General features: G+C 61.9%; 16 protein-coding genes. 2 read left to right on the top strand and 14 right to left on the bottom strand.

The genetic code is table 11. From position 1 onward, the window contains the following. Window positions 1-109: 109 nt before the first annotated feature. The 4 genes from VSR82_RS37815 to VSR82_RS37800 all read right to left on the bottom strand — a co-directional run bounded on the left by VSR82_RS37815 (window position 110) and on the right by VSR82_RS37800 (window position 5,483). Window positions 110-1,282, bottom strand: coding sequence for an NAD(P)/FAD-dependent oxidoreductase (locus VSR82_RS37815; RefSeq protein ID WP_429456576.1), 1,173 nt, complete (start codon window positions 1,280-1,282; stop codon window positions 110-112). 112 nt (window positions 1,283-1,394) lie between these two features. Then, window positions 1,395-2,894, bottom strand: a complete 1,500-nt coding sequence (gene amaB / locus VSR82_RS37810) for an L-piperidine-6-carboxylate dehydrogenase (protein ID WP_429456574.1) — start codon at window positions 2,892-2,894, stop codon at window positions 1,395-1,397. 180 nt (window positions 2,895-3,074) lie between these two features. Beyond that, the gene (locus VSR82_RS37805; RefSeq protein WP_410852580.1) at window positions 3,075-3,986 is read right to left on the bottom strand and encodes a LysR family transcriptional regulator; all 912 of its coding nucleotides are present in this window, start codon (window positions 3,984-3,986) and stop codon (window positions 3,075-3,077) included. A gap of 114 nt (window positions 3,987-4,100) precedes the next feature. Next, the gene (locus tag VSR82_RS37800) at window positions 4,101-5,483 is read right to left on the bottom strand and encodes an MFS transporter (protein WP_429456570.1); all 1,383 of its coding nucleotides are present in this window, start codon (window positions 5,481-5,483) and stop codon (window positions 4,101-4,103) included. A 476-nt stretch (window positions 5,484-5,959) separates the two neighbouring features. On the opposite strand from VSR82_RS37800, the gene VSR82_RS37795 reads away from it, so the two are divergent. Further along, a complete protein-coding gene (locus VSR82_RS37795) occupies window positions 5,960-7,246 on the top strand; it encodes a sensor domain-containing diguanylate cyclase (protein WP_368587442.1) in 1,287 nt (428 codons plus the stop codon). Window positions 7,247-7,274: 28 nt separating this feature from the next. Here VSR82_RS37795 and VSR82_RS37790 read toward each other — a convergent pair whose 3' ends face one another. From VSR82_RS37790 to norR, 9 genes are all read right to left on the bottom strand, one after another. Beyond that, window positions 7,275-8,189, bottom strand: a complete 915-nt coding sequence (locus tag VSR82_RS37790) for a LysR family transcriptional regulator (RefSeq protein WP_429457749.1) — start codon at window positions 8,187-8,189, stop codon at window positions 7,275-7,277. Window positions 8,190-8,253: 64 nt separating this feature from the next. Beyond that, entirely contained in the window at window positions 8,254-9,552 is a 1,299-nt protein-coding gene (locus tag VSR82_RS37785) for an MFS transporter (protein WP_498858704.1), read from the bottom strand. A 48-nt stretch (window positions 9,553-9,600) separates the two neighbouring features. Then, complete coding sequence (locus VSR82_RS37780; RefSeq protein ID WP_429456566.1) at window positions 9,601-11,220, bottom strand: glycoside hydrolase family 43 protein; 1,620 nt, start codon at window positions 11,218-11,220, stop codon at window positions 9,601-9,603. 223 nt (window positions 11,221-11,443) lie between these two features. Then, window positions 11,444-12,262: an HpcH/HpaI aldolase/citrate lyase family protein gene (locus tag VSR82_RS37775; protein ID WP_429456564.1), complete on the bottom strand. Its 819-nt coding sequence runs from the start codon at window positions 12,260-12,262 to the stop codon at window positions 11,444-11,446. Continuing rightward, window positions 12,259-13,647, bottom strand: a complete 1,389-nt coding sequence (locus tag VSR82_RS37770) for an MmgE/PrpD family protein (RefSeq protein ID WP_429456562.1) — start codon at window positions 13,645-13,647, stop codon at window positions 12,259-12,261. The genes VSR82_RS37775 and VSR82_RS37770 overlap by 4 nt, the downstream gene beginning before the upstream one ends. A gap of 108 nt (window positions 13,648-13,755) precedes the next feature. After that, window positions 13,756-14,934, bottom strand: a complete 1,179-nt coding sequence (locus VSR82_RS37765; protein WP_368587448.1) for a CaiB/BaiF CoA transferase family protein — start codon at window positions 14,932-14,934, stop codon at window positions 13,756-13,758. Window positions 14,935-14,950: 16 nt separating this feature from the next. After that, window positions 14,951-16,114: an acyl-CoA dehydrogenase family protein gene (locus VSR82_RS37760; protein ID WP_429456558.1), complete on the bottom strand. Its 1,164-nt coding sequence runs from the start codon at window positions 16,112-16,114 to the stop codon at window positions 14,951-14,953. Window positions 16,115-16,132: 18 nt separating this feature from the next. After that, window positions 16,133-16,975, bottom strand: coding sequence for an HTD2 family dehydratase (locus VSR82_RS37755; protein ID WP_410852589.1), 843 nt, complete (start codon window positions 16,973-16,975; stop codon window positions 16,133-16,135). Window positions 16,976-17,198: 223 nt separating this feature from the next. Beyond that, window positions 17,199-18,794: a nitric oxide reductase transcriptional regulator NorR gene (gene norR / locus VSR82_RS37750; protein ID WP_429456556.1), complete on the bottom strand. Its 1,596-nt coding sequence runs from the start codon at window positions 18,792-18,794 to the stop codon at window positions 17,199-17,201. A gap of 138 nt (window positions 18,795-18,932) precedes the next feature. On the opposite strand from norR, the gene hmpA reads away from it, so the two are divergent. Beyond that, window positions 18,933-20,114, top strand: coding sequence for an NO-inducible flavohemoprotein (gene hmpA / locus VSR82_RS37745; protein ID WP_429456554.1), 1,182 nt, complete (start codon window positions 18,933-18,935; stop codon window positions 20,112-20,114). Between the two features lie 132 nt (window positions 20,115-20,246). Here the strand turns inward: hmpA and VSR82_RS37740 are convergent, their stop codons facing one another. Then, the gene (locus VSR82_RS37740) at window positions 20,247-21,290 is read right to left on the bottom strand and encodes a transporter (RefSeq protein WP_429456552.1); all 1,044 of its coding nucleotides are present in this window, start codon (window positions 21,288-21,290) and stop codon (window positions 20,247-20,249) included. Window positions 21,291-21,545 lie beyond the last annotated feature (255 nt).

The raw sequence follows: 21,545 nt of genomic DNA, 5'->3' as shown, positions 1-21,545 counted from the left end.
GACGATCGGCGTCGATTGTGGCCATCGGCGGGATCTGCGGCAAACGATATCTATGCACTAGTTATTGCGTTTTCCGCATGCCCCCCCATCGGGCCATACAAGGCGCTGGCTACACCACGTTCTTCTCGATGATCGGCCGGTTTTCAAGCACGCGCACGAAGCTCAGTGAATCGAGGTCGAGCGTCGTATAGCGGCCATGCAGAATCAATTCGCTGATGCCGCGTCCGGTTGCCGGGCCTTGCTGCAAACCGTGGCCGCTGAAGCCATTCGCGAAGATGCAGTTATCGACATCCGGATGATGGCCAATGATCGCGTTCTGATCGAGCACGTTGTATTCGTAATAGCCGGACCAGCAGTTCTGCACGCGCAGCGCCTCGAATTGCGGCACGCGATTCGCGAGCGTCGGCCAGATCACGTCGTCGAATAGCGCGTGATCGACTTCGTCGAGCGGTAGATCGTCCGGGTCGTTATCGGCCGATGGCGACGTGCCGCAGATATACGAATTGCCTTCCGGCCGGAAGTACACGCCGCTCGGATCGATCAGCAGCGGACAGCGTTCGAGCCTCGCCGGCGACGTGACATTGAAGATACTGCGCCGCCGCGCAAAGACGGGCAGGTCGATGCCGATCATTTGCGCGACTTTGCGCGACCACGCGCCGGCCGCGTTGACGACGACGTCGCAAGCATAGGTCTCGCCGTCCGCGGTTCGTACCTGCGTGACGCGGCTGCCGTCGCGATGCAGCGCGGTGACGTCGGCCGCGACATAGCGCGCGCCGAGCGCCTGCGCTTTCTTGCGCAGCGCCTGCACGAGACCGTAGCCGTCGAACCAGCCCTCGCCGCTTTCGCCAAAAGCGCCGGCAACGAGATCGTCGGTATTGAGCCACGGGAAGCGCGTTTGCAAGCCGTGCGTGTCGAGCAGGCTGATGTCCGCGCCGAGGCTTTTTTGCAGCGCGTGATTCTCGCGCAGTGTCGCTTCACCGGCCGATGTCGCGAGGAACAGGTAGCCGCCTTCGTGCAGATCGATCGACGGCCGCGTACCGTCGACTTCGAGCCGCTCGCCGATCGAACGCAGAAACTCGATGCCGAACAGCGACATCTGAATGGAAAGCGGCGTAGAAAATTGCTGCCGGATCGACGCCGCCGACAAGGCCGACGACGAACGCGCATAGCTCGGATCGCGTTCGATCACCGTGACGCCGACCGTCGGATCGGACAGCCGCAAGAAATACGCAATCGAACTGCCGATTACCCCACCGCCGACGATCACGACTTTCGAACTCACGTCTTACCCCACGAGTAACGTGGCCGCTCCGGAACGCCGGGCGGCGCAAACGGATTGCTATCTGCAACGCGCGGCTGTGGCGCGCCTGACGGCGACGTCACGCATGCGCGCGTCAGTCGAGATTGAAGTCGATACCCTGCGCCAGCGGCAGCGCCGACGAGTAGTTCACGGTATTGGTCGCGCGACGCATATACGCCTTCCACGCATCCGAACCGGACTCGCGCCCGCCGCCCGTTTCCTTCTCGCCGCCAAACGCGCCGCCGATCTCCGCGCCGCTCGGTCCGATGTTGACGTTGGCGATGCCGCAGTCGCTGCCCGACGCGGACAGGAAGCGCTCCGCTTCGCGCAGGTCGCTCGTGAACACGCACGACGACAGACCATGATGCGCGGCATTGTTCGCCTCGACCGCATCGGCGAAATCGGCATAGCGCAGCACGTACAGAATCGGCGCGAAGGTTTCCTTCAGCACGACCGGCGTCTGCGACGGCATCTCGACGATGGCCGGACGCACGTAGTAGCCGTCCTCATAACCCTTCACTTCGACGCGCTCGCCGCCGAACACCTTGCCGCCCTCGGCCTTCGCCTGCTGCAGCGCTTCCTGCATGCGATCGAACGATTGACGGTCGATCAGCGGCCCCATCAGCGTGCCCTTTTCGAGCGGATTGCCGATCGGCACGCGGCTATACAACTGCTTCAGACGCTCGACGGTCTTTTCGTACACGCTGTCGTGCACGAACAGACGCCGCAGCGTCGTGCAGCGCTGACCGGCCGTGCCGACCGCCGAGAACAGGATGCCGCGCATCGCGAGTTCATGGTCCGCCGTCTGCGCGACGATGCCCGCATTGTTGCCGCCGAGTTCGAGCAGCGAGCGGCCGAAGCGCTTCGCCACCTCGACGCCGACCTTGCGCCCCATTTCCGTGCTGCCCGTCGCGCTGACGATCGACGCGCGCGGATCGGCCACGAGCTTTTCGCCGACGTCGCGGCCGCCGATGATCAGCGCCGCGAGGCCAGCCGGCGCATCGCCGAATTCCTTCAGCGCGTCTTCGAGAATCTTGTTCACCGCGAGCGCCGACAGCGGCGTCTTTTCCGACGGCTTCCAGATCACCGCGTTGCCGCACACCAGCGCGAGCGCCGCATTCCACGACCACACCGCCACCGGGAAGTTGAACGCGGAGATCACGACGCAGGTGCCGAGCGGATGCCACGACTCCGCCATCCGGTGACCCGGGCGCTCGGACGCGATCGTCAAGCCGTACAACTGGCGCGACAGACCGACCGCGAAATCGCAGATGTCGATCATTTCCTGCACTTCGCCCATGCCTTCCTGCAGGATCTTGCCTGTCTCCAGCGAAACGAGGCTGCCGAGCGCGTGCTTCTGTTCGCGTAGCCGATTGCCGAGCAGCCGCACCAGCTCGCCGCGGCGCGGGGCCGGCACGTTGCGCCATACGGCGAACGCGTCTTTGGCCCGGGCGAGCGCCGCGTCGACCTCAGCCGCCGTCTGGCTGGCCACACGGCCGATGAGCTCGCCGGTGATTGGCGAATGAACCGCGATATCGCCGGCTTGCGCGGCGTGGGCAATGCCGAGATCGGCGAGGATGGTGGACGCGTCCATGTGAACCCCTTTAATTTCCGATGCGAAACAAGAGTAAGTTCGGAAACTATACACGCGGCTTTGTGTGGCGGCAAGGAGATGCCCGGAGAGTGAAACACCGGTTGACAAAAGGCGGCATTGTTTCCTGAAGGAAACTTCAGTCGGGACTCAGGCGGATGTGCCAAGCCCGCGCGTCGAGCGTCAAGCATCGGTCGCGCCGTCCCCTTCCGCCGCCGCCATCAACCGATCGACCAGCACACGCGCGAACGGCGGCAAGTCCTGCAGACTGCGCACGCAGATCTTCAGCTTACGCTCGGCCCACGGATCGTTCAGGCCGACGATCGCGATCTGCATCGTCTTCCTGTGCCGCAGCGCGACCGATTCCGGCACGATGCCGATTCCGACGCCCGCCTCGATCATCCGGCACGCGGCCTCGAAGTTGCCGACCTGGATGCGAAGCTTGAGACGCGCGCCGAGCGCATCGGCGGCGCTCGTGATGAACGCGTGGATTGCGCTCGACGTCGGCAGGCTGACGAAGTTCGCGTTCAGCACCTGCGAGAAATCGACCGACGCCTGCCTCGCGAACGGATGCTCGCACGACGTCACGAGCACGAGCCGATCGTCGCGATACGGCAGCATCTGCAGATGCTCGGCATGCACATTGCCCGCGACGATGCCGATATCGGTCGCGCTGTCGGCGACGCCCTTGACGATCTCGCCGCTCAGCACCTCGCGCAGATCGATGTTCACGTCCGGGTGATCGCGCAGAAAACGGCTCAGCACGGCCGGCAGGAACTCGCTGATCGCGGTCGTGTTGGCCCAGATGCGCACGTGGCCCTTGATGCCATCGCCGTACTCCTGCATATCGCCGGCCAGATGCTCGACGCGTTCGAGCACGAGCCGCGCGTGATGCACGAAGGACTCGCCCGCGGGTGTCGGCGTCACGCCTTGGCTGGTTCGATAGAGCAGCTTGATGCCGAGCTGCTCCTCGAGATTCTTGACCCGGTTGCTGGCGGCCGGCGCCGACAGGTGCGAGCGCTCCGCCGCACGCGCGAGGTTGCGCGTGTCGGCGATGTGCATGAGCAGGCGTAAATCGACGAAATCGAAGTGCATGATGAAAGCTGCTAGCGAAGCATGAGCAGGACAGACTTTCATCTTAACCAGGTGTGGTGAAAATTTAGCCGGGGAAAGATCCGAATCGACGGCCCCCCTTCATGCGCGTACGGCCTAAGCCGACTCTTGCATCATTTCCGCTTGCGGCATCAGCTCGGCATCGGGCGAGATCTCTTCGAGCGTCTGCTGGCTCGTTTCGATGCGCAGCGCGAGAATCGCGATGCTCAGCAGCAACAGCACGCCACCGACCATCGTCAGCACACCCGTCACGCCGAACTGCGTGTAGAGCAGCAGTGCGACATACGGTGTCGACATCGACGCCGCGCGGCCGCACGTGCCGGCCACGCCGGTGCCGCGCAAGCGATGCGCGGTCGGAAACAGCTCGGGAATATAGCCGAACAGGCCGAGCGTGCAGACCGTGTAGATCGTCGTGACAAGCGCGAAGCCGACGACCGCGATCGGCACCGGCGCACGCATTTGCACGTAGACGAAGCCGAGCACGATCGTTGCCAGCGAGAACAGCACGATGCCGTTGCGCCGCCCGAGGCGGTCCGTCACGAGATAACCGACCACCGCGCCGGCCGGCGCGCCGAACGACATCAGCAGCACGAAGCCGAGCGACTGCACGATGGTCAGGCCTTCCTTGACGAAGAACGTAGGCAGCCACGCGACGAAACCGTACAGCGACATGTTGATCGCCATGCAGGTCAGCGCGGCGACCAGCGTGCGGCCGATCATGCCGCGCGCGAACAGCGCCGAGAACGGCGCGGCCGGCACCTCGTGACTGACCACGCGCGCGACCGGCGGCAGCTTGCCGACGCGCGCCTCGACCTGGCGCTCGATCGCCGCGACGGTGGCCTCCGCCTCTTCGAGCCGGCCAACCGTTTCGAGCCAGCGCGGCGACTCCGGCATCCGATGCCGCAGGAACCACACGATCATCGCGCCGACACCCGCGATCGCGAACATGTAGCGCCAGCCGAGATGCGGAATCACCCAATAGCCGACTGCGGTCGCGCCGAGCAGACCGGAGTTGATGATCAGCGCGAGCAACGCGGTCCAGCGGCCGCGCGTGGCGGGTGGCACGAATTCGCACAGCGTGCCGGCGGCGACCACGAGTTCGGCGCCTAGGCCGATGCCCATAATGAAGCGCAGCAGGATCAGCCAGTAGATGTCCGGCGCGAAGCAGGCGGCGAGCGATGCGAGGCCGAAGATCGCGAGATTGGCCTGATACGAATAGCGCCGGCCGAAGCGGTCGCCGAGATAGCCCGACAGGCCCGCGCCGATCATCATGCCCATGAAGGTCGCGGAGATGAAGAAGGAGCCGAGGCGCAGATCGGTGAAGCCGGTTTTGACCATCGCCGCGAGCGCGCCGTTGGCGAGATAGATGTCGAAGGCGTCGAGGAAAGCGCCTGCGCCGATCAGGCCGAGGATGTTCCAGTGAAAGCGGCTGATCGGCAGGCGGTCGAGGCGTGCGCCGGAGTTGATGGGGGCTGGCAAATTGTGTCTCCTGTCTTTTTAGGCGGTGCACGGGCGAGAGGCTCGCGTGCGCGGAACAGTTCTGCGAGGCTGCCTTCGTTGGATGCGGCGGCTCGGGGCAGAGCGCTGAACGGCCGTAGTTGGATCGCGCGGGCCGTTGGCTTCAAGAGTGCGACAGGCGACGTGGAGTGGGAATTGGGTTTTTTGGAGGTGAGTGTTCCGGTTTGATTAAGGGATGAAGAAGAAGCGATTTGCATACCTGAAAGGCTTCAGTGCATCAGAGTCTGGTACTTCATTTCCAGGAATAAATTCTTCCCAAAAATCGGACTACGGCCTACTCTGTCGATGTACTGCCCCCGGATGTTGGCCGGCCGCACCCATTTGCAAAGCGGCTCGATATCGAGCTTCGGAGCCGGTCGCACCGAATGATTTGCATGTAGACGTGCATGCGGTTCAGGAGAACATGCGGGGCATTCAGGTAAATTCTCGGAGGCAGAATGGTTGATGACTGGTCCTGCACGATGCGGACGATCGTCGACGAAATCGCCGCAAGCGTCGCGATCATCGGACGCGACGAGAGGGGGCAGCTGTTTGTTTCCGCCTGCAACGACCAATTCATGCAAATGACGGGCGGCAAGCGCAACAGCATCAAATCGTTCCCCGCGTCATTCGACACGCTGATTCCCAATTACGCACGAACCGAATTCCGTCAGAAGCTCAGCGAATGCTTTGAATCCGGCGTCGCCCGCGAACTCGAGCAGGCTTATGACCTGAGAGACGGAACCCACTGGTGGCGCCTGTCGTTGAAACCGCTGCGGCACAACAGAGGCGCGAACTCGGTGATCGAAATCATGGTGACGGGTCTCGAGATCACCGCAAAGATGGAGTTGACACACGAGCTCGAAGTCAGCACGTCGCGTTTCCGCTCGGTGGTGGATGCCGCCTATGACGCGATCATTACGATCGACCAGCAGCACTGCATCACTCTGTTCAATCGCGCTGCGGAAAACCTTTTCGGCTATTCGGCCGACGAGATGGTGGGGCACCCCATCACGGAACTGCTGCCCGAGCGCTATCGCGCCAATCACTCCCAGTACGTCCATCAGTTCGCCCGCTCGCCGGTGCGCTCGCGGCAAATGGACGAGCGCAATCGCGTCTATGGCCTGCATCGAGACGGCTCGCTGCTGCCCGTCGAAATCGCGATTTCGAAGATCAACGTGGGCGGCCTGATCGAATTCACCGCCGTGATTCGCGACATCGCCGATCGTGTTCAATTGATGGACCTGCTGCAGAAGCAGGCCGTGACCGACGAGCTGACCGGCCTGCCCAACCGCAGGGAATTCGCCGACACGGTCGAGAACCTGCTGGGGTCGGACAGCAAGCTTTCGATCTTTCTCCTCGATATCGATTACTTCAAGAAGATCAACGACAGTTACGGACACGACATTGGCGACGAAGTGCTGCGCGTGATGGCCAAGGTCGTCATGAACGCCGATTGGCGCATCGGCGTGTTTGCCCGCTGGGGCGGCGAGGAGTTCGTCGCCGCGCTGCCGGGCCTCGATATCGAACAGGCGACGGGCGTGGCAGAAGACTTGCGCCAGACGATCGAGCAGCAGAACTTCGAGCATCCGTGGCGGCTCGGCAAGCCGATTCCATTTACGGTCAGCATCGGCGTGACCGAGCGCCTGCCTGGTGAGGATGACGTCGGCGCCATCGTCAAGCGCGCGGACCTGGCGCTGTATCGCGCCAAGGACAGAGGGCGGAACCGCGTAGAGGTCGGTTAACGCAGGCCGTTTGAATAGCGGCCGCTCGCTAGTGAGCGTTTGCCAACTCGACGACGAAATCCAGAAAGGCACGCGTCTTCGCCGGAATGTGATGGCGTGACGGGTAGCAGGCGTACAGGGGATAGCGCTCGTCAGGCCAATCGGGAAAGAGATTGATCAGCCGCCCTTCGGCAATCAGTTGCTCGGCACCAAAAAGAAGCATCTGCGCAATACCGGAGCCAGCAAGGCACGCATTCAGTAGCGCGCCAGGATCGTTCACCGTCAATCGCCCGCGCGGTGCAATTACAGTGTGCTTGCGTTTGCGATGGAATTCCCAGGGGAACGGCTTGCCCGTCTCCGGATTACGAAATTCCAGGCATCGGTGACCTGGGCCTTCGAGATCTTCCGGCTTTGCCGGACGCCCACGTCGCGCGATGTACGACGGAGCGGCGACCGTGACCACGGCCGTCTCGAGCAGCTTGCGTGCGACGAGGGAAGATATCCGCGGCTCACCGAACCGCAACGCGAGATCAAAGCCCTCGAGAACCAGATCGCCGAGATGGTCGCGCGCAATGAACTCGATTTCGAGTTCAGGATGCGCGTCCATGAACTGGTCGAGGCGTTGCCCGAGTATCGCCCGGTAACACACCGGATCGAGGTTGACCCGCAACTTTCCTCGCACCGCCGATGCTCCGCCAGCCGCGGCCACGGCGGCTTCCTCCAGCCCTGCGAGGTGCGGCATGACCTGCTCGTAAAAGCGGCGGCCCTCGTCCGTCAGGGATACGGAACGTGTGGTCCGGTTGAAGAGCCGGATCTTCAATCTTTTTTCCAGCCTTGCAATCGCCCGGCTCACACCGGGCGGCGACATTCCAATCACTTCCGACGCAGCGGCGAACGTACCGGCGTCCACTACCGCCGCAAATACGCTAATGCCGCTCGAAAAATTTTCGATCCTCGATTTCATGGTCGCGCGAATCAAAACAGGTGATGAGCCGGCATTATCGCCGGCCCAAGCCCCGTCGCGCCATTTAGCCGGCTGTCTGGTTCTGCGCAGCCACTTTTCTACCGTCGGACCGAATGACGGTGTCGCTGCGATCGGTCCTCGTATTGATGAACCATGCGGAGACCGAAGCCAGCAAGAAGCAGCCGACGAAAAGATGGAACACGACATTGAAGTCGTTATTCGTCGTGGTAAGGATGTAACCGACGATCAGCGGGGAAAGAAATCCTGCCAACTGACCCGCTGCATTGACAAAGCCGATTGCCGATCCGACGACCTTGTTCGGTAGCGCGACGTTCGGGATCGTGTACAACGAACAGCCGCCCATGGTCGAGAAGAAATAGCCGATCGTCTGATAGAACACCGCGGTTTCAGTGGTCTCCGCATGGGCAGTCAGATAGGCAAAGATGGCGGCCACGACGCAGCCGAGGACGACAAGCAGTTCGCGACGATTGCGGAAGAACTTGTCGGAGAGAAAGCCCGTGATGCAATAGGCAATCGTACCGACCAGAAATGGCACCGACGCCATGATGCCCATTTTGGCCGTCGAAAGGCCGCGCGCTTTCAGCAGATACGTCGGGAACCAGCTCATGATGCCCCACGAGGCGATGCTGAATACGAACAAGGTGACAAAGCACCACCAGACCAGCGGCGTTTTCACCAGTCCAGCGAAATCCGCTTTGCCGGCGGAGCCAGACTGAGCCTTTTCGCTGATGCCGATTTCCTCTAATTCGATATTAGAAACGTGCTTGCTATCCTTCGGGCCGTTTCTGATATAGAGCCAGCCGAATATCGCCATCGCGATACCGGGGATGAACAGACTCGTGAAAATCGCGCGCCATCCCCATGCGGCCATCACGGCCGCCACGAACAGCGGAGCCAGAGCGGGTCCCAGCGCATTCGTGGTCATCATCAGCCCGGTCGCCCTGCCCAATTCGCGCTTCGGGAACCATGCCGACAGTGCCTTGAACGCGGCCGGAGGAAACAGCGCCTCGCCGACGCCGAATGCGACCCGCACCACCAGCATCAATCCGAGCGAATTACACAGTCCGGTAAGCGCGGTGAAAATCGTCCACCACGTGATGCCGATCGTGGTCATCAACCGCGGGCCGAATCTGTCTGCAAGCAGGCCGGCCGGAATCTGACATAGCGCGTAGCTGAAGAAGAACGCACTCAGGATTCCTCCCATTTCCATCGCCGACAGATGAAACTCGGACGCAATAAATGGAATAGCTGCTGCCATGATCATTCTGTCCATGTAACAGAGCAGATAGATCGCGAACAGAATCAGCAGCACGAGATAGCGATGTCTCCAACGAAAGCGCATGAGGTCTTCCTTATTATTAAGCGACAGCGGTGAAAGGAAATCCGGGCTCTAGCCGGTCAGTTGGCGATATGAGAACGACCTGAAGTCGGCAGGTTCGCGAAAGCCCAGCATGTCGTTGGCGGTGATACCTGCGAAAGCCCCCGTGAAGCCGATTGGGGTGGCATATTCATCGCTGAGTTTCGTGAAATCCTTTTCCAGTCCGAGGTCCTTCCAGTCACCGTGTGCGACGCGATAAAAGAAGCGCAGTTTCGCATCCACGACGCGAATCCGCAGATCGATCCCGGTGGACTCGGGCAGCGTCGCCAGTCGATTGCTATAGGCAAAGCTGCCGGCATCCATTTCCATGTACGACAGGATTTTCGTGCCGTCGTCGTCGCGCGTGACGAACAGGTAGTAGAAGGTGTTCTCGTCGTAACGCGCCATGAGCCCAGCCATGTGCAGATATGACTTCGGCGAAAATTCCAGCGCCGTTTCGACTTCGAACTGCCAGTCACGGATGCGACAGGCCAGCATGCTTTGATGGAAGCGCGAAGTCGGTGACTCTTGCCCCCTGATTCGCAGATAGCCCGGACGATCGTGAAGATTGCACCAGTCGTCACTGATGGGAATGCGCAGACTCTGCAATTCCAGCGGCAGAGCGGCGCATTGTCCGAAATCGATCGCCCAACTGCTGTCGAGCCTTTGCTCGATCTCCGCGTCGATCGCAAAAGATTCGGCGGGGACCACTCCGCCAGTGGCGAGGCAGGGCCAGCCGTCACGCCATTCGATCGGGGCGATGCAGGTCTCACGTCCTAGCGGCGAGCGCTTCGTTTGTGCATCGATTGGTCTCGATCCGAGGTACGTCATGTACCACTGGCCGTTCGGACCCTCGACCAGATTGCCGTGGCCGGTCCGCTGGATCCGTCCGTTCGCGTCGCGCGACGTGAGCATGGGCGTGTCAGGATGAAGCTCGTATGGACCGAAGATATCGCGGGACCTGGATACGCACGTTGCGTGCGTATAGCCTGTGCCGCCCTCCGCCGTGATCAGGTAGTACCAGTCCCCCTTCTTCAGCAAATGAGGGGCCTCGTATATCTGACATTTCATGAAGTAATCGGTCTTCAGGTTGGCGCCTTTATAGATGACGCGCTCTTCACCGATCAGCTTTTCCTCCTGCACCGAGTATTCCCGCAGAACGATTCCGACGAAAAGATCTTCGTGGATTCCTCTGAAGTCGCGCCGGATATAAGCGAGCCACTTTTTGCCGGATTCGTCGTGGAACAGGGATGGATCGTATCCACCGGACACGAGATGCACGGGCTCCGACCAGGGTCCAGTAATGTCGGGGGCGGTCACGACGTAGTTGTGCATGTCGCGCAGCGGGGAGATCTTCTGCTCGCCTTTCCATGCCTTGGTGTCGGTATAGACGAGCCAATAAAGACCGTCGTGATAGGACAGGGCTGGCGCCCATATGCCTCCGGACGGCTGCTCTCCGATCAGGTTCAATTGCGATAACCTGTCCAGAGGCGTGGCCTTGAGTTCCCAGTTGACGAAGTCTTTCGATTCGTAAATGAGAACGCCCGGATACCATTCAAACGTTGAAACCGCGATATACCACGCATCCTTGCCACGGCATACGCAAGGGTCCGGGTTGAAGCCGCGCAGAACTGGATTTTGAATAGTACTCATCGGGAGGGTATGTCTCTGACGTGCTGAAAGGAATAGATCTTGTTGCTTTTTCGGCGAGCTTTGTTACCGCTAACAATTCAATCTAGCATGCGACCTGCAAACTATTCAAGTGCGATGATGGGAGGGTATTCCCTTGGGTGAGTTCCTTACTGGTACGTCGTCCGAATGACCGGCAGGCAATGTATAGGAATCCTGCTATGAAGGCACGACGAAAGCCGCATTGTCAGAATCTTTCGGAGTGGCCCAAAACTCTCCGCGCCTGCAGGATCACCGGCATGTCGACCATCCTTCCATCCACGGCAACCGCTCCGCCATGGCTCGCCTCGACGGCCGCGAGCACGCGTCGCGCCCACTCCACCTCGGCGTCACTCCATGCATATGCGCGGTGCACCGGCTCGATCTGCTTCGGATGAATGCAAAGCTTGCCGCCGAAACCAAACCGCCGCCCGCGCCGTGCATCGGCTTGCACCGCATCAGCATCGGTAATGGCCGTCGATACGCCATCCACCGGTGCACCGATGCCGGCCAGCCTCGACGCAAGCACGATCTGCGAGCGAAACAGATGCAACTCCTCGCCATCCCCATCGATGCCGAGATCGACCTGAAAATCCAGCGTCCCGAACACGATACGCGGCACGCGCGGCGTGCCACATAGCTCCGCAAGATTCGCGAACCCGCGCGCAGTCTCGACAATCGGCAGTACGCTCAACGCCGGATGCGCGTTCGCCAGCACCGCGCAGATCTGTTCGCGCGTCTCAGCCTTCGGCAGCACAATTCCGGCGACACCGCTCTGACCAACGAGCGCCGCAACGTCATCTGGAAACCAGGGCGTATCCGAGCCATTGATACGCACCCACACGGCCCCCGATGCGTTAGCCGATACCGCGGCCACCACCGCCGCACGCGCCGGCACTTTCTGATCCGGCTGCACCGCGTCTTCCAGATCGAGAATCACCGCATCCGCGCCGGCCGCATAGGCCTTGTGAAACCGCTCAGGCCGATTCCCAGGCACGAAAAGATATGACCGGGGCAGCGCGCTCATGCCGCCACCATCGTGCGCGGGGCTGAATCGAATACCGGGCCCATCTGCGCCACTTCGGCAACACGCCACGCGCGGCGAAGCAGTTGCGCCGCCTCCTCCTCACTAGCCGCACCCGAGAATGCCGCCAGCCGATGCAGCTTCGTCGCAATCTCCTCGCGCGACAACGTGTTCCCTGGATCGCCCTTCGGCTCATCGACACGCCCGTCGAAAACACGGCCGTCGGCAGTGGTCACCGTGACCTTGCCTATCCAGCGCGCGGGATACGAGGCGTCGACTTCAGCGTCGAGCGTCATCGTGACCTTGTCGCGAAACGCAACGATCTCGCTCGCGTCGAAATCCTGCTCGAATTCGGTCACGCCCGCATAGCCGTGATGCGCGACGAGTCCGAGCACCGTACCCATGTTGAACTTGGCCTGATGCACGGTACGCGGCGCGATCACGGGACCGAGCACATCGATCGCGCCTTGATGCACGTGCGCGACGACCGTCGCGATGTCGCGCGGCGCGAGACGATGCGCCCGCACCACGGCGAGCAGCGCATCGGCGGCCGGATGCGTATGGCGGCACGCCGCGTGATATTTGAACGACGTCTCCGCGGTCGCCCAGCGGCTGCCGAGCCGATCGACGAGCCGAGCCGGATCGGCATCGCTCGACATGCCCGCGGCCATGCCTTGCGCGCCTTCGAGGATATGCGTCGCTCCTTTGAAGCCGTCGGCGGCGAGTTGCGCGGCCATCAGGCCGTTCGCGGCAGCCATCGCGGTATGCAGTTGTTTCGAGTCGGCGGCGTCGCGCAGAAATTCCCACAAGCCGCTCGCCTGTGTGCCTGCCGAGCCGAACGCATCGAGCATCTGCGATGGCGACAAACCGAGCAAACGTCCTGCAGTTGCGGCCGCCGCGACCGTGCCGACCGTGCCCGTGGTGTGAAACACCTTGTAGTGCGAGCGCCCGAGAAATTCGCCGATGCGAATACCAATCTCGTATCCCGCCACGGCCGCCGCGATGAAGTCGCGCCCCGGCGCTTGCCTTGCCTGTGCCAACGCGAGCGCAACCGGAAACACCACGGTCGCGGGATGAAACACCGAGCCATTGTGCACGTCGTCCTGTTCGGCGAAATGCGATGCGGCGCCGTTGATCATCGCGGCGAAATACGGCGTGGTGCGGCTGCGATCGATCAGCACCTCGCAGAGGCCCTCGTTAGTCGCACCAGCTGCCGCACGCGCAAACCGAGCGATCGTCTCGACGGGGCGAGCGCCTTTGCCGGCCAGCGCCGAGCCGAGCCAATCGACGTACAGGTTGACGGTCCGCTCGACGACCTCATGCGGGATGCTGTCGAAGTCGAGTTGCGCGGCGAAAGTGGCGAGCGTGAGACTGGGATGGTCGGTCATGAGTGTCGTGCGCCGTGTGATGCCAGGTTGTATCGGGTTCGTTCGGAATACCGGCTTGTCATCCCGCATCACATGCGTGCGGGCGCGAAGCGAAATAGGCTTACGGAATCAAATCGTGCCGGCCGCGCGCAGCGCGTCGATACGAGCTTTGCCGTAGCCAAGCTCACGCAGAATCGATTCGGTATGTTGACCAATTGTGGGAACGGGGTCCATCCGAGGCTCGATGTCGGAAGGCAAACCCGGAGGCCGCAATGCCGGTATCGTGCCGGCTGCCGTGCCGACTTCCTGCCAGCGCTCGCGTGCCTTCAATTGCGGATGCGCCCACACGTCCGCGAGCGTATTCATCTGCGCGTTCGCTATACCTGCCTGATCGAGTCGCTCGATCACCTGCGCGGCGCTCAGCTTCGCGAACGCCGCCACTATCACCTCGCGCAACGCCTCGCGCGCCGCAGTGCGCTTCGAGTTCGATGCGAAGCGTTCGTCGGTTGTTAGCTCAGGCAGTTCGAGCACGCGATCGCAGAACAGCTTCCATTCGCGTTCGTTCTGCAGGCCGAGCATGACCGTCTTGCCGTCGCCAGCGGGAAACGGTCCGTACGGATAGATCGTTGCATGCGCGGCGCCCGCGAGCGCGGGCTGCGGCTGACCGTCGATCGCGTAGTACAGCGGATAACCCATCCACTCGACCATGCTTTCGAGCATCGACACGTCGATTCGGCAACCGCGCCCCGTGCGTCCCCGCTGCAACAGCGCGCTCAGGATGTTCGAATATGCGTACATGCCCGCCGCGATATCAGCGATCGAGCAGCCCGCCTTCGCTGGCGCGCCAGGAGAGCCGGTGATCGATAAAAAGCCAGACTCGCTTTGAATCAGCAGGTCGTACGCCTTCTTGTCGCGATACGGACCGTCCGCGCCATAGCCGGAAATATCGCAGACGATCAGCTTCGGATACTTCTGGCTCAGCGTGTCGTAGCCGAGGCCGAGCCGTTCCGCCGCACCCGGTGCGAGGTTCTGCACGAGCACGTCTGCATCGGCAACCAAGGCATCGAGAATCTCCGCCGCCGCGGGCTGCTTCAGGTCGAGCGAAAGGCTTTCTTTCGAGCGATTGGTCCACACGAAGTGCGACGACAGTCCATGCACGCGTTCGTCATAGCCGCGCGCGAAGTCGCCGACGCCGGGCCGTTCGATCTTGATCACGCGCGCGCCGAGATCGGCCAGTTGACGCGTGCAGAACGGCGCGGCGATCGCGTGTTCGAGCGTGATGACCTTGATACCGTCGAGTGGTCTCATGATGTCCGCCAGCGGGTCAGAACGAACGCGGCAGCCCGAGAATATGCTCGGCCACGTACGAGAGAATCAGATTGGTTGAAATCGGCGCGACCTGATACAGACGCGTTTCGCGAAACTTGCGCTCGACGTCGTATTCGCACGCGAAGCCGAAACCGCCGTGAAATTGCAGGCAGGCATTGGCCGCTTCCCACGACGCGTCCGCAGCGAGCAGCTTCGCCATGTTCGCTTGCGCGCCGCACGGTTGCTGCGCGTCGAAACGACGTGCCGCTTCGAAGCGCATCAGGCTCGCTGCCTCGACGTTGATGAACGAACGCGCGATCGGAAACTGCACGCCCTGGTTCTGTCCGATCGGCCTGCCAAACACGACGCGCTCCTTCGCGTACTCGGTGACTTTATCGACGAACCAGTAACCGTCGCCGATGCACTCCGCGGCGATCAGCGTGCGCTCCGCGTTGAGGCCGTCGAGAATGTATTTGAAGCCTTGCCCGTCCTCGCCGATCAGATTCTCGGCCGGGATTTCGAGGTTGTCGAAAAAGAGTTCGTTGGTCTCGTGATTGACCATGTTCAAAATCGGCTGCACGGTCAGGCCATGCCCGATCGCTTCGCGCAGATCGACGATGAAGATCGACATGCCCTCCGATTTCTTCTTCACGTCCGCGAGCGGTGTAGTGCGCGCGAGCAGGATCATCAGATCCGAGTGCTGCACGCGCGAAATCCACACCTTCTGGCCGTTGATCACGTAACGGTCACCGCGCCGCTCAGCGATAGTCTTGATCTTCGTCGTATCGGTGCCGGTGCTCGGCTCGGTCACGCCCATCGATTGCAAACGCAGGTCGCCGTTCGCGATCTTCGGCAGATACTTGCGCTTCTGTTCTTCCGAACCGTGCCGCAGCAACGTGCCCATGTTGTACATCTGTCCGTGGCATGCGCCCGAGTTGCCGCCCGCGCGATTGATCTCTTCCATGATCACCGACGCTTCCGTGAGCCCGAGCCCCGAGCCGCCGAAGTCCTGCGGAATCAGCGCGGCGAGCCAGCCGGCCTTCGTCAGCGCGTCGACGAACTCTTCCGGATAGCCGCGCGACTCGTCGATCTTGCGAAAGTACTCGCCGGAAAACTGCTGACACAGATCGCGCACGGCCTCTCGAATGTCCTGGAACGAATCGTGTTGCGTGGTTTGCATAGTCGAGTCTCGTGGAATTCAGGCGAGCGCGGCGGTCGCGCGCATGGTCAGATAACCTTCCTGGTCCTTCGCCCACAAGTCGATGGTCTTGCCGTCGGCGGCGGGCTTGCCGCATACCGTGAACGGCTGATCCGCGAAGGTCGGGCGAAGCGCGCGAAACGCGAAGCTTTGCAGCGTCGCTTGCGGCAGTTCGCGGCGCACGAGATCGACGAGCAGCGTCGCGATCAGCGGGCCATGCACGACGAGGCCCGGATAGCCTTCGACTTGCGTCACATAGGGATGGTCGTAGTGAATGCGATGGCCGTTGAAAGTCAGCGCCGAGTAGCGGAACAGCATCACGGCATCGGCGTCGATCGTGCGGCTCCACGTTTCTCCTTCGGGCGCGGGCGCCGGCTGTTGCGGCCGCGCCCCTTCGTGCGGCGCGTCGCGATAGACAATGTCGTGCTCCTCTTCGAGCTTCAACTCGCCATCGACTTCGATCGTATGTTGCACGGTGACGAATACGAGGCGGCCCGAGCGGCCGGTCTTGTCCTCGATATTGGCGATCGTCGAAGTTCGCCGCGCATGCTCACCGATCTTCAGCGGCGCATGAAACGTGAGCCGGCCACCAGCCCACATGCGGCGCGGCAATGGCACGGGTGGAAGAAAACCACCACGCTTCGGATGTCCATCGGGACCGACTTCGGATAGCGGCGCGACCGGAAGAAAGTACAGCCAGTGCCACAACGGCGGCACGGTGTCGCCGCTTTCCTCGCGATCGAGCGTGGCGGCGAGTGCGGCTAACGGAAACGCGGTGATGTCGTCTTCGGCCACCGCCTCCTTGTTGAGCCAATCGTCGAGCTTCTGTGGGGCAGCGGACATGGCGGAGTCTCCTGGTTTAGTGTGTTGGTCCTCGTTAGGGCCCACTATGACCGACGCGCTGTGTGCCGCGAAGTTCGATTTTCCGAAGCGGGCCTTTGGCTTTGGTTAAGACGTTAGGCGCGGCGCGCGGCACTGACAATCTGTTTTCAGCGCGATCAGAGATTCGACGCGGCCCGACCTTATTGCTTTACCGAACTGCAACGGTGCTCCTTCACCTGCTCGCCTATTTGAGCCCGAGCCGTTTGGCCAGCCGATTCAGATTCGCGCGGTCCAGCCCCAGCTCGCGCGCGACCGCCGCCCAGTTTTGCCTGTTGCGGATCAGCGCTTCGAGAACGAGATTGCGTTCGAACTCGGTGACCGCACTGCGAAAGTCTTTCGTCTCGCTTTGCTCGCTCTGCGTGGCCGTTTGATTGGCTTCCTGATTCTGTGCGTCGGACAACGCGAAGTCCGCGGCCGTCAACGTCAGAATACGGCGACGCTCACGACTGGCCGCCAACGCCTTCAGCGCACTGCGTCCGATCAGATGCTCCAGTTCGCGCACATTGCCCGGCCATGAGTAGTGCAGCAACGCGGCCTGTGCGTCAGCCGCAAGACGCAGACTCAGCAAACCGAGCCGCGAGCGATTGTCTTCGAGGAAGAAGCCCGCCAGCAGTAGCACGTCGCGGCCACGTTCACGCAACGGCGGCACGCGCAGCGGATACACGCTGAGGCGATGATAGAGATCGGCGCGGAAGCGGCCCGCGCGCACTTCTTCAGCGAGATCGCGATTGGTTGCGGCGATCAGCCGCACGTCGACTCTGTGCTCGTGGTCCGAGCCGATGCGCTGCAACTGTCCGTTCTGCAGGACGCGCAACAGCTTCGCCTGCACCGCGAGCGGCAACTCACCGACCTCGTCGAGGAAAATGGTGCCGCCGTCGGCGAGTTCGAACTTGCCGCGCCGATCCGCCGACGCTCCCGAAAACGCGCCGCGCACGTGGCCGAATAGTTCGCTCTCGACGAGCGTATCGGGCAATGCCGCACAGTTCAGGCTGATCAGCGGCTTGTTCGCGCGCGGCGACAGCGCGTGGATCGCGTTCGCGACCAGCTCCTTGCCGACACCGGTCTCCCCGGTGACGAGCACGGTCAGATCGCTGGCGGCGACCACCTCGATCTCCTCCACCATCCGGCGATGCGCCTCGCTGCTGCCGATCAGCTCGCGCCGGCTCTCGCTGCTCGCCAGCCGATAAGCTTCCGCGCGACGCTGCGCCTCTTCGCCATTGCGCGCCAACGCGTCGATGCGTTCGACGACGCTGACGGTCGCAGCCGCGAGGCCGAGAAATGCTTGCAGCGAAGCCATGTCGAGCGTGTTGAAGCGCGCCGGGTCGAGTGCGTCGAGCGTGAGCAACCCCCAAGGCTCGCCGCGGATGAACAGCGGACAACCCAGACAGTCGTGCACTTCGAGATGCCCGGCTGCCATGCCTTGCACGAGGCCATCGTAGGGATCGGGTAGTTCGGAGTCAGCCGCGAAGCGCGTCGGCCCTGGCTGGGCCAGCAACTCCTGAAAGCGCGGGTGCTCGGCGACGCGAAAACGCCGCCCGAGCGTATCGCTGCTCAAGCCGTCGATCGCCAGCGGCACCAGCGTATCGCCTTCCAGGCGTAGCAATGCGGCCGCGTCGCCAGGAAACAGCGAGCGCAGCGCGCTGAGCAGCCGCCGATAACGCTCGCGCTCGGACAACTCGCGCGACAGGTCGAGAATCAGTGGGGTAAGAACGTCGAGGACTGCCTCGGTAGTCAGTTCGACTGCGGGTTGAGTCTTTTCGACTAGGGTCGAATGAACCATCCTATTTGCTAGACCGTTGATCTACATACATTTTATACCTGGCACGGTTCGTGGATAGTAGAGGCAGTCTGCCGAAACCGGCTGTGACACTCGCTGATAGACAGACGCTCACACAGACTCTCATCAGGACTTGAAAATATGCTATCCGTCGAACACCGCGCCATTATCACAGCAACCGTGCCGCTCCTGGAAAGCGGCGGCGAGGCGCTCACCACGCACTTCTACCGCGTGATGCTTAGCGAGCACCCGGAAGTGCGCCCGATCTTCAATCAATCCCACCAGGCGAGCGGCTCGCAGGCGCGCGCTCTGGCCAACGGCGTCGTGATGTACGCACGCCATATCGATCAGCTCGAACAACTGGGCGGGCTCGTCGCGCAGGTCATCAACAAGCACGTGTCGCTGAACGTGCAGCCTGAGCACTATCCGATCGTCGGCAAGTGCCTGCTGCGCGCGATTCGTGAAGTACTCGGCGCGGACGTCGCAACCGACGCCGTGATCGAAGCGTGGGCCGCCGCGTATCAGCAACTCGCGGATCTGTTGATCGGACTCGAAGAGAAGATCTACGCCGAAAGCGCGGCAGCGCCCGGCGGCTGGCGCGGCACGCGGCTGTTCCGCCTCGCGCGCAAAGTGCGTGAAAGCGACGAGATCACGTCGTTCTATCTGCGTCCCGATGACGGCGGCGAATTGCTCGCATTCAAGCCGGGGCAGTACATTGGCGTGCGGCTGGTGATCGACGGCGAAGAAGTGCGTCGCAATTATTCGCTGTCAGCAATGAGCGATGGTCGCGAATATCGCATCAGCGTGAAACGCGAACCGAATGGAACCGTGTCGACGTATCTGCACGAGCAGATGAAGGTAAACGACCCGCTCGAACTGTTCGCGCCGGCCGGCGAATTTACGCTGCAACCTGGCGACAAACCGTTGGTGCTGATCAGTGGCGGCGTCGGGATCACGCCGACGATGGCGATGCTGCAAGCCGCGCTGAAGACCAATCGTCCGGTGCATTTCATTCACGCGGCCCGTCATGGTGGCGTGCATGCTTTCCGCGGCGCGATCGATGCATTGGCCGCGCGCCATCCGCAACTGAAGCGCTTCTATTGCTACGAGCAGCGCCGTGACGGCGATGCCGACGCGCACGCGGTCGGTTACGTCGACGAAGCGAATCTGAAGAAGTGGCTGCCGGAAACGCGCGACGTCGACGTGTATTTCCTCGGGCCCATCGCGTTCATGAAGGCGATCAAGAAATGCCTGAAGGCGATCGGCGTGCCGGAATCGCAGAGCCGTTATGAGTTTTTTGGGCCGGCTGCCGCGCTCGAATAACGCACTCGGCTAATCGACGAGTACTTGCCCGCTTCGAATCGTTGCAAAGCGTATTCGAAGACGGGCATCTTCTGGTTTCAATTACGCCGGTGGGTTTGGCCTTGTAAGAAGCGGGCCAAGTCTGCTGCGCGTTCAGCGCTCCCTTCTGCGGCGAAATGCCCACCAGCCAGTCAGCCCGGTAAAACCGGCGACCAGCAGCACCATCACCCAAAATCCATGCTTGTTCTCGGCGAGCGGAATGCCACCGACGTTCATGCCGAAGAAACCGGCAATGATATTGATTGGCATCGCCAGCACCGTGACGAGCGTCAGCGTGAATAGCGTGCGGTTGTTCTGCTCCTCGAGTCGCGAGGTGATTTCTTCCTGCAGCAATCTAACCCGCTCGATCAATCCGGCCACGTCCGAAAGCACGACCGAGAACTCCTCCGTCGATTCACGCAGGTCCTGCACGTCTTCCACGTGAAGCCAGCGAGGCGGCCTCGCCAGCAAGCGGAAAATCGCGCCCGGTTCGGGTGCCAGCATCCGCTGCAGACGTGTCAGCGTGCGACGCATCGCGCCGAGGTCGAGGCGGTTTTGCGTCGGCCGTTGCGACACGAAGCGGTCCTCAATTCGATCGACGTCGGCGCTGGTTCGGCGGACGATCTGCACGAGCAGGTCGGCCTGGTCGCGCATCAGATGAACGAGCAGCTCGGCAGGTGACCTGAATACTTCCCCTTGCCGTACCGACGCGCGCAAACGGTCCACCGAGCGCAGCGGCTTCAGCCGCGCGGTTACGATGAGCCGCTTGGTTGCGTAGATCCACAGCGTCGCGATTTCGGACGGGATGAACTCGAGGTTGAACATGACGTCGTTCACGACTGCGCGCAGTGCGCCGTCCGCATGTTCGATCCGCGTCGAATGCGAGCCTTCGCGCAAGGCGTCGAAAAACGCTTCGGGCAGATCGAGTTGCGTGCGCATCCAGCGCTCGCTCGCGCTATGCGCGAGATTGAAGTGAAGCCACAGAAACTCGCCAGCGTCCCTTACGGTAGTGTCGGCATCGTCCTCACGCTCGCGGAACCAGTCGATGACTTCGTCCGCGTCGATCGGCCGTCCGGCAAGCGTCGGCAAAAACCGGAAACCGCAGACCATACCCGACGAATCCGCGCCGTAGGTTTGCAATGCCAGATCTGATTTCATAGGGCGTTCAATGCCAGCGCTTCCGAAAGGAATACATGAGCATAGCGCGAACGATTGAAAGAGAGTTGACGCGCGCAGTTTCCGGCGTCGTATTGTCGAATTGAGGCGGCTGGCGTGTCACGGAAACGTCATCTCTGACGATTTCGGCCGCGTAAACGCAAAAACCCCACCGCTGGGGGTGGGGTTTCTGGCTTGTGGGGGAGCCTGACGATTACCTACTTTCACACGGGCAATCCGCACTATCATCGGCGTGGA

Source organism: Burkholderia sp. JPY481 (genome assembly GCF_038900515.1).
Classification (GTDB): domain Bacteria; phylum Pseudomonadota; class Gammaproteobacteria; order Burkholderiales; family Burkholderiaceae; genus Paraburkholderia; species Paraburkholderia youngii.
This window is presented reverse-complemented; position numbering and strand designations above follow the sequence as displayed.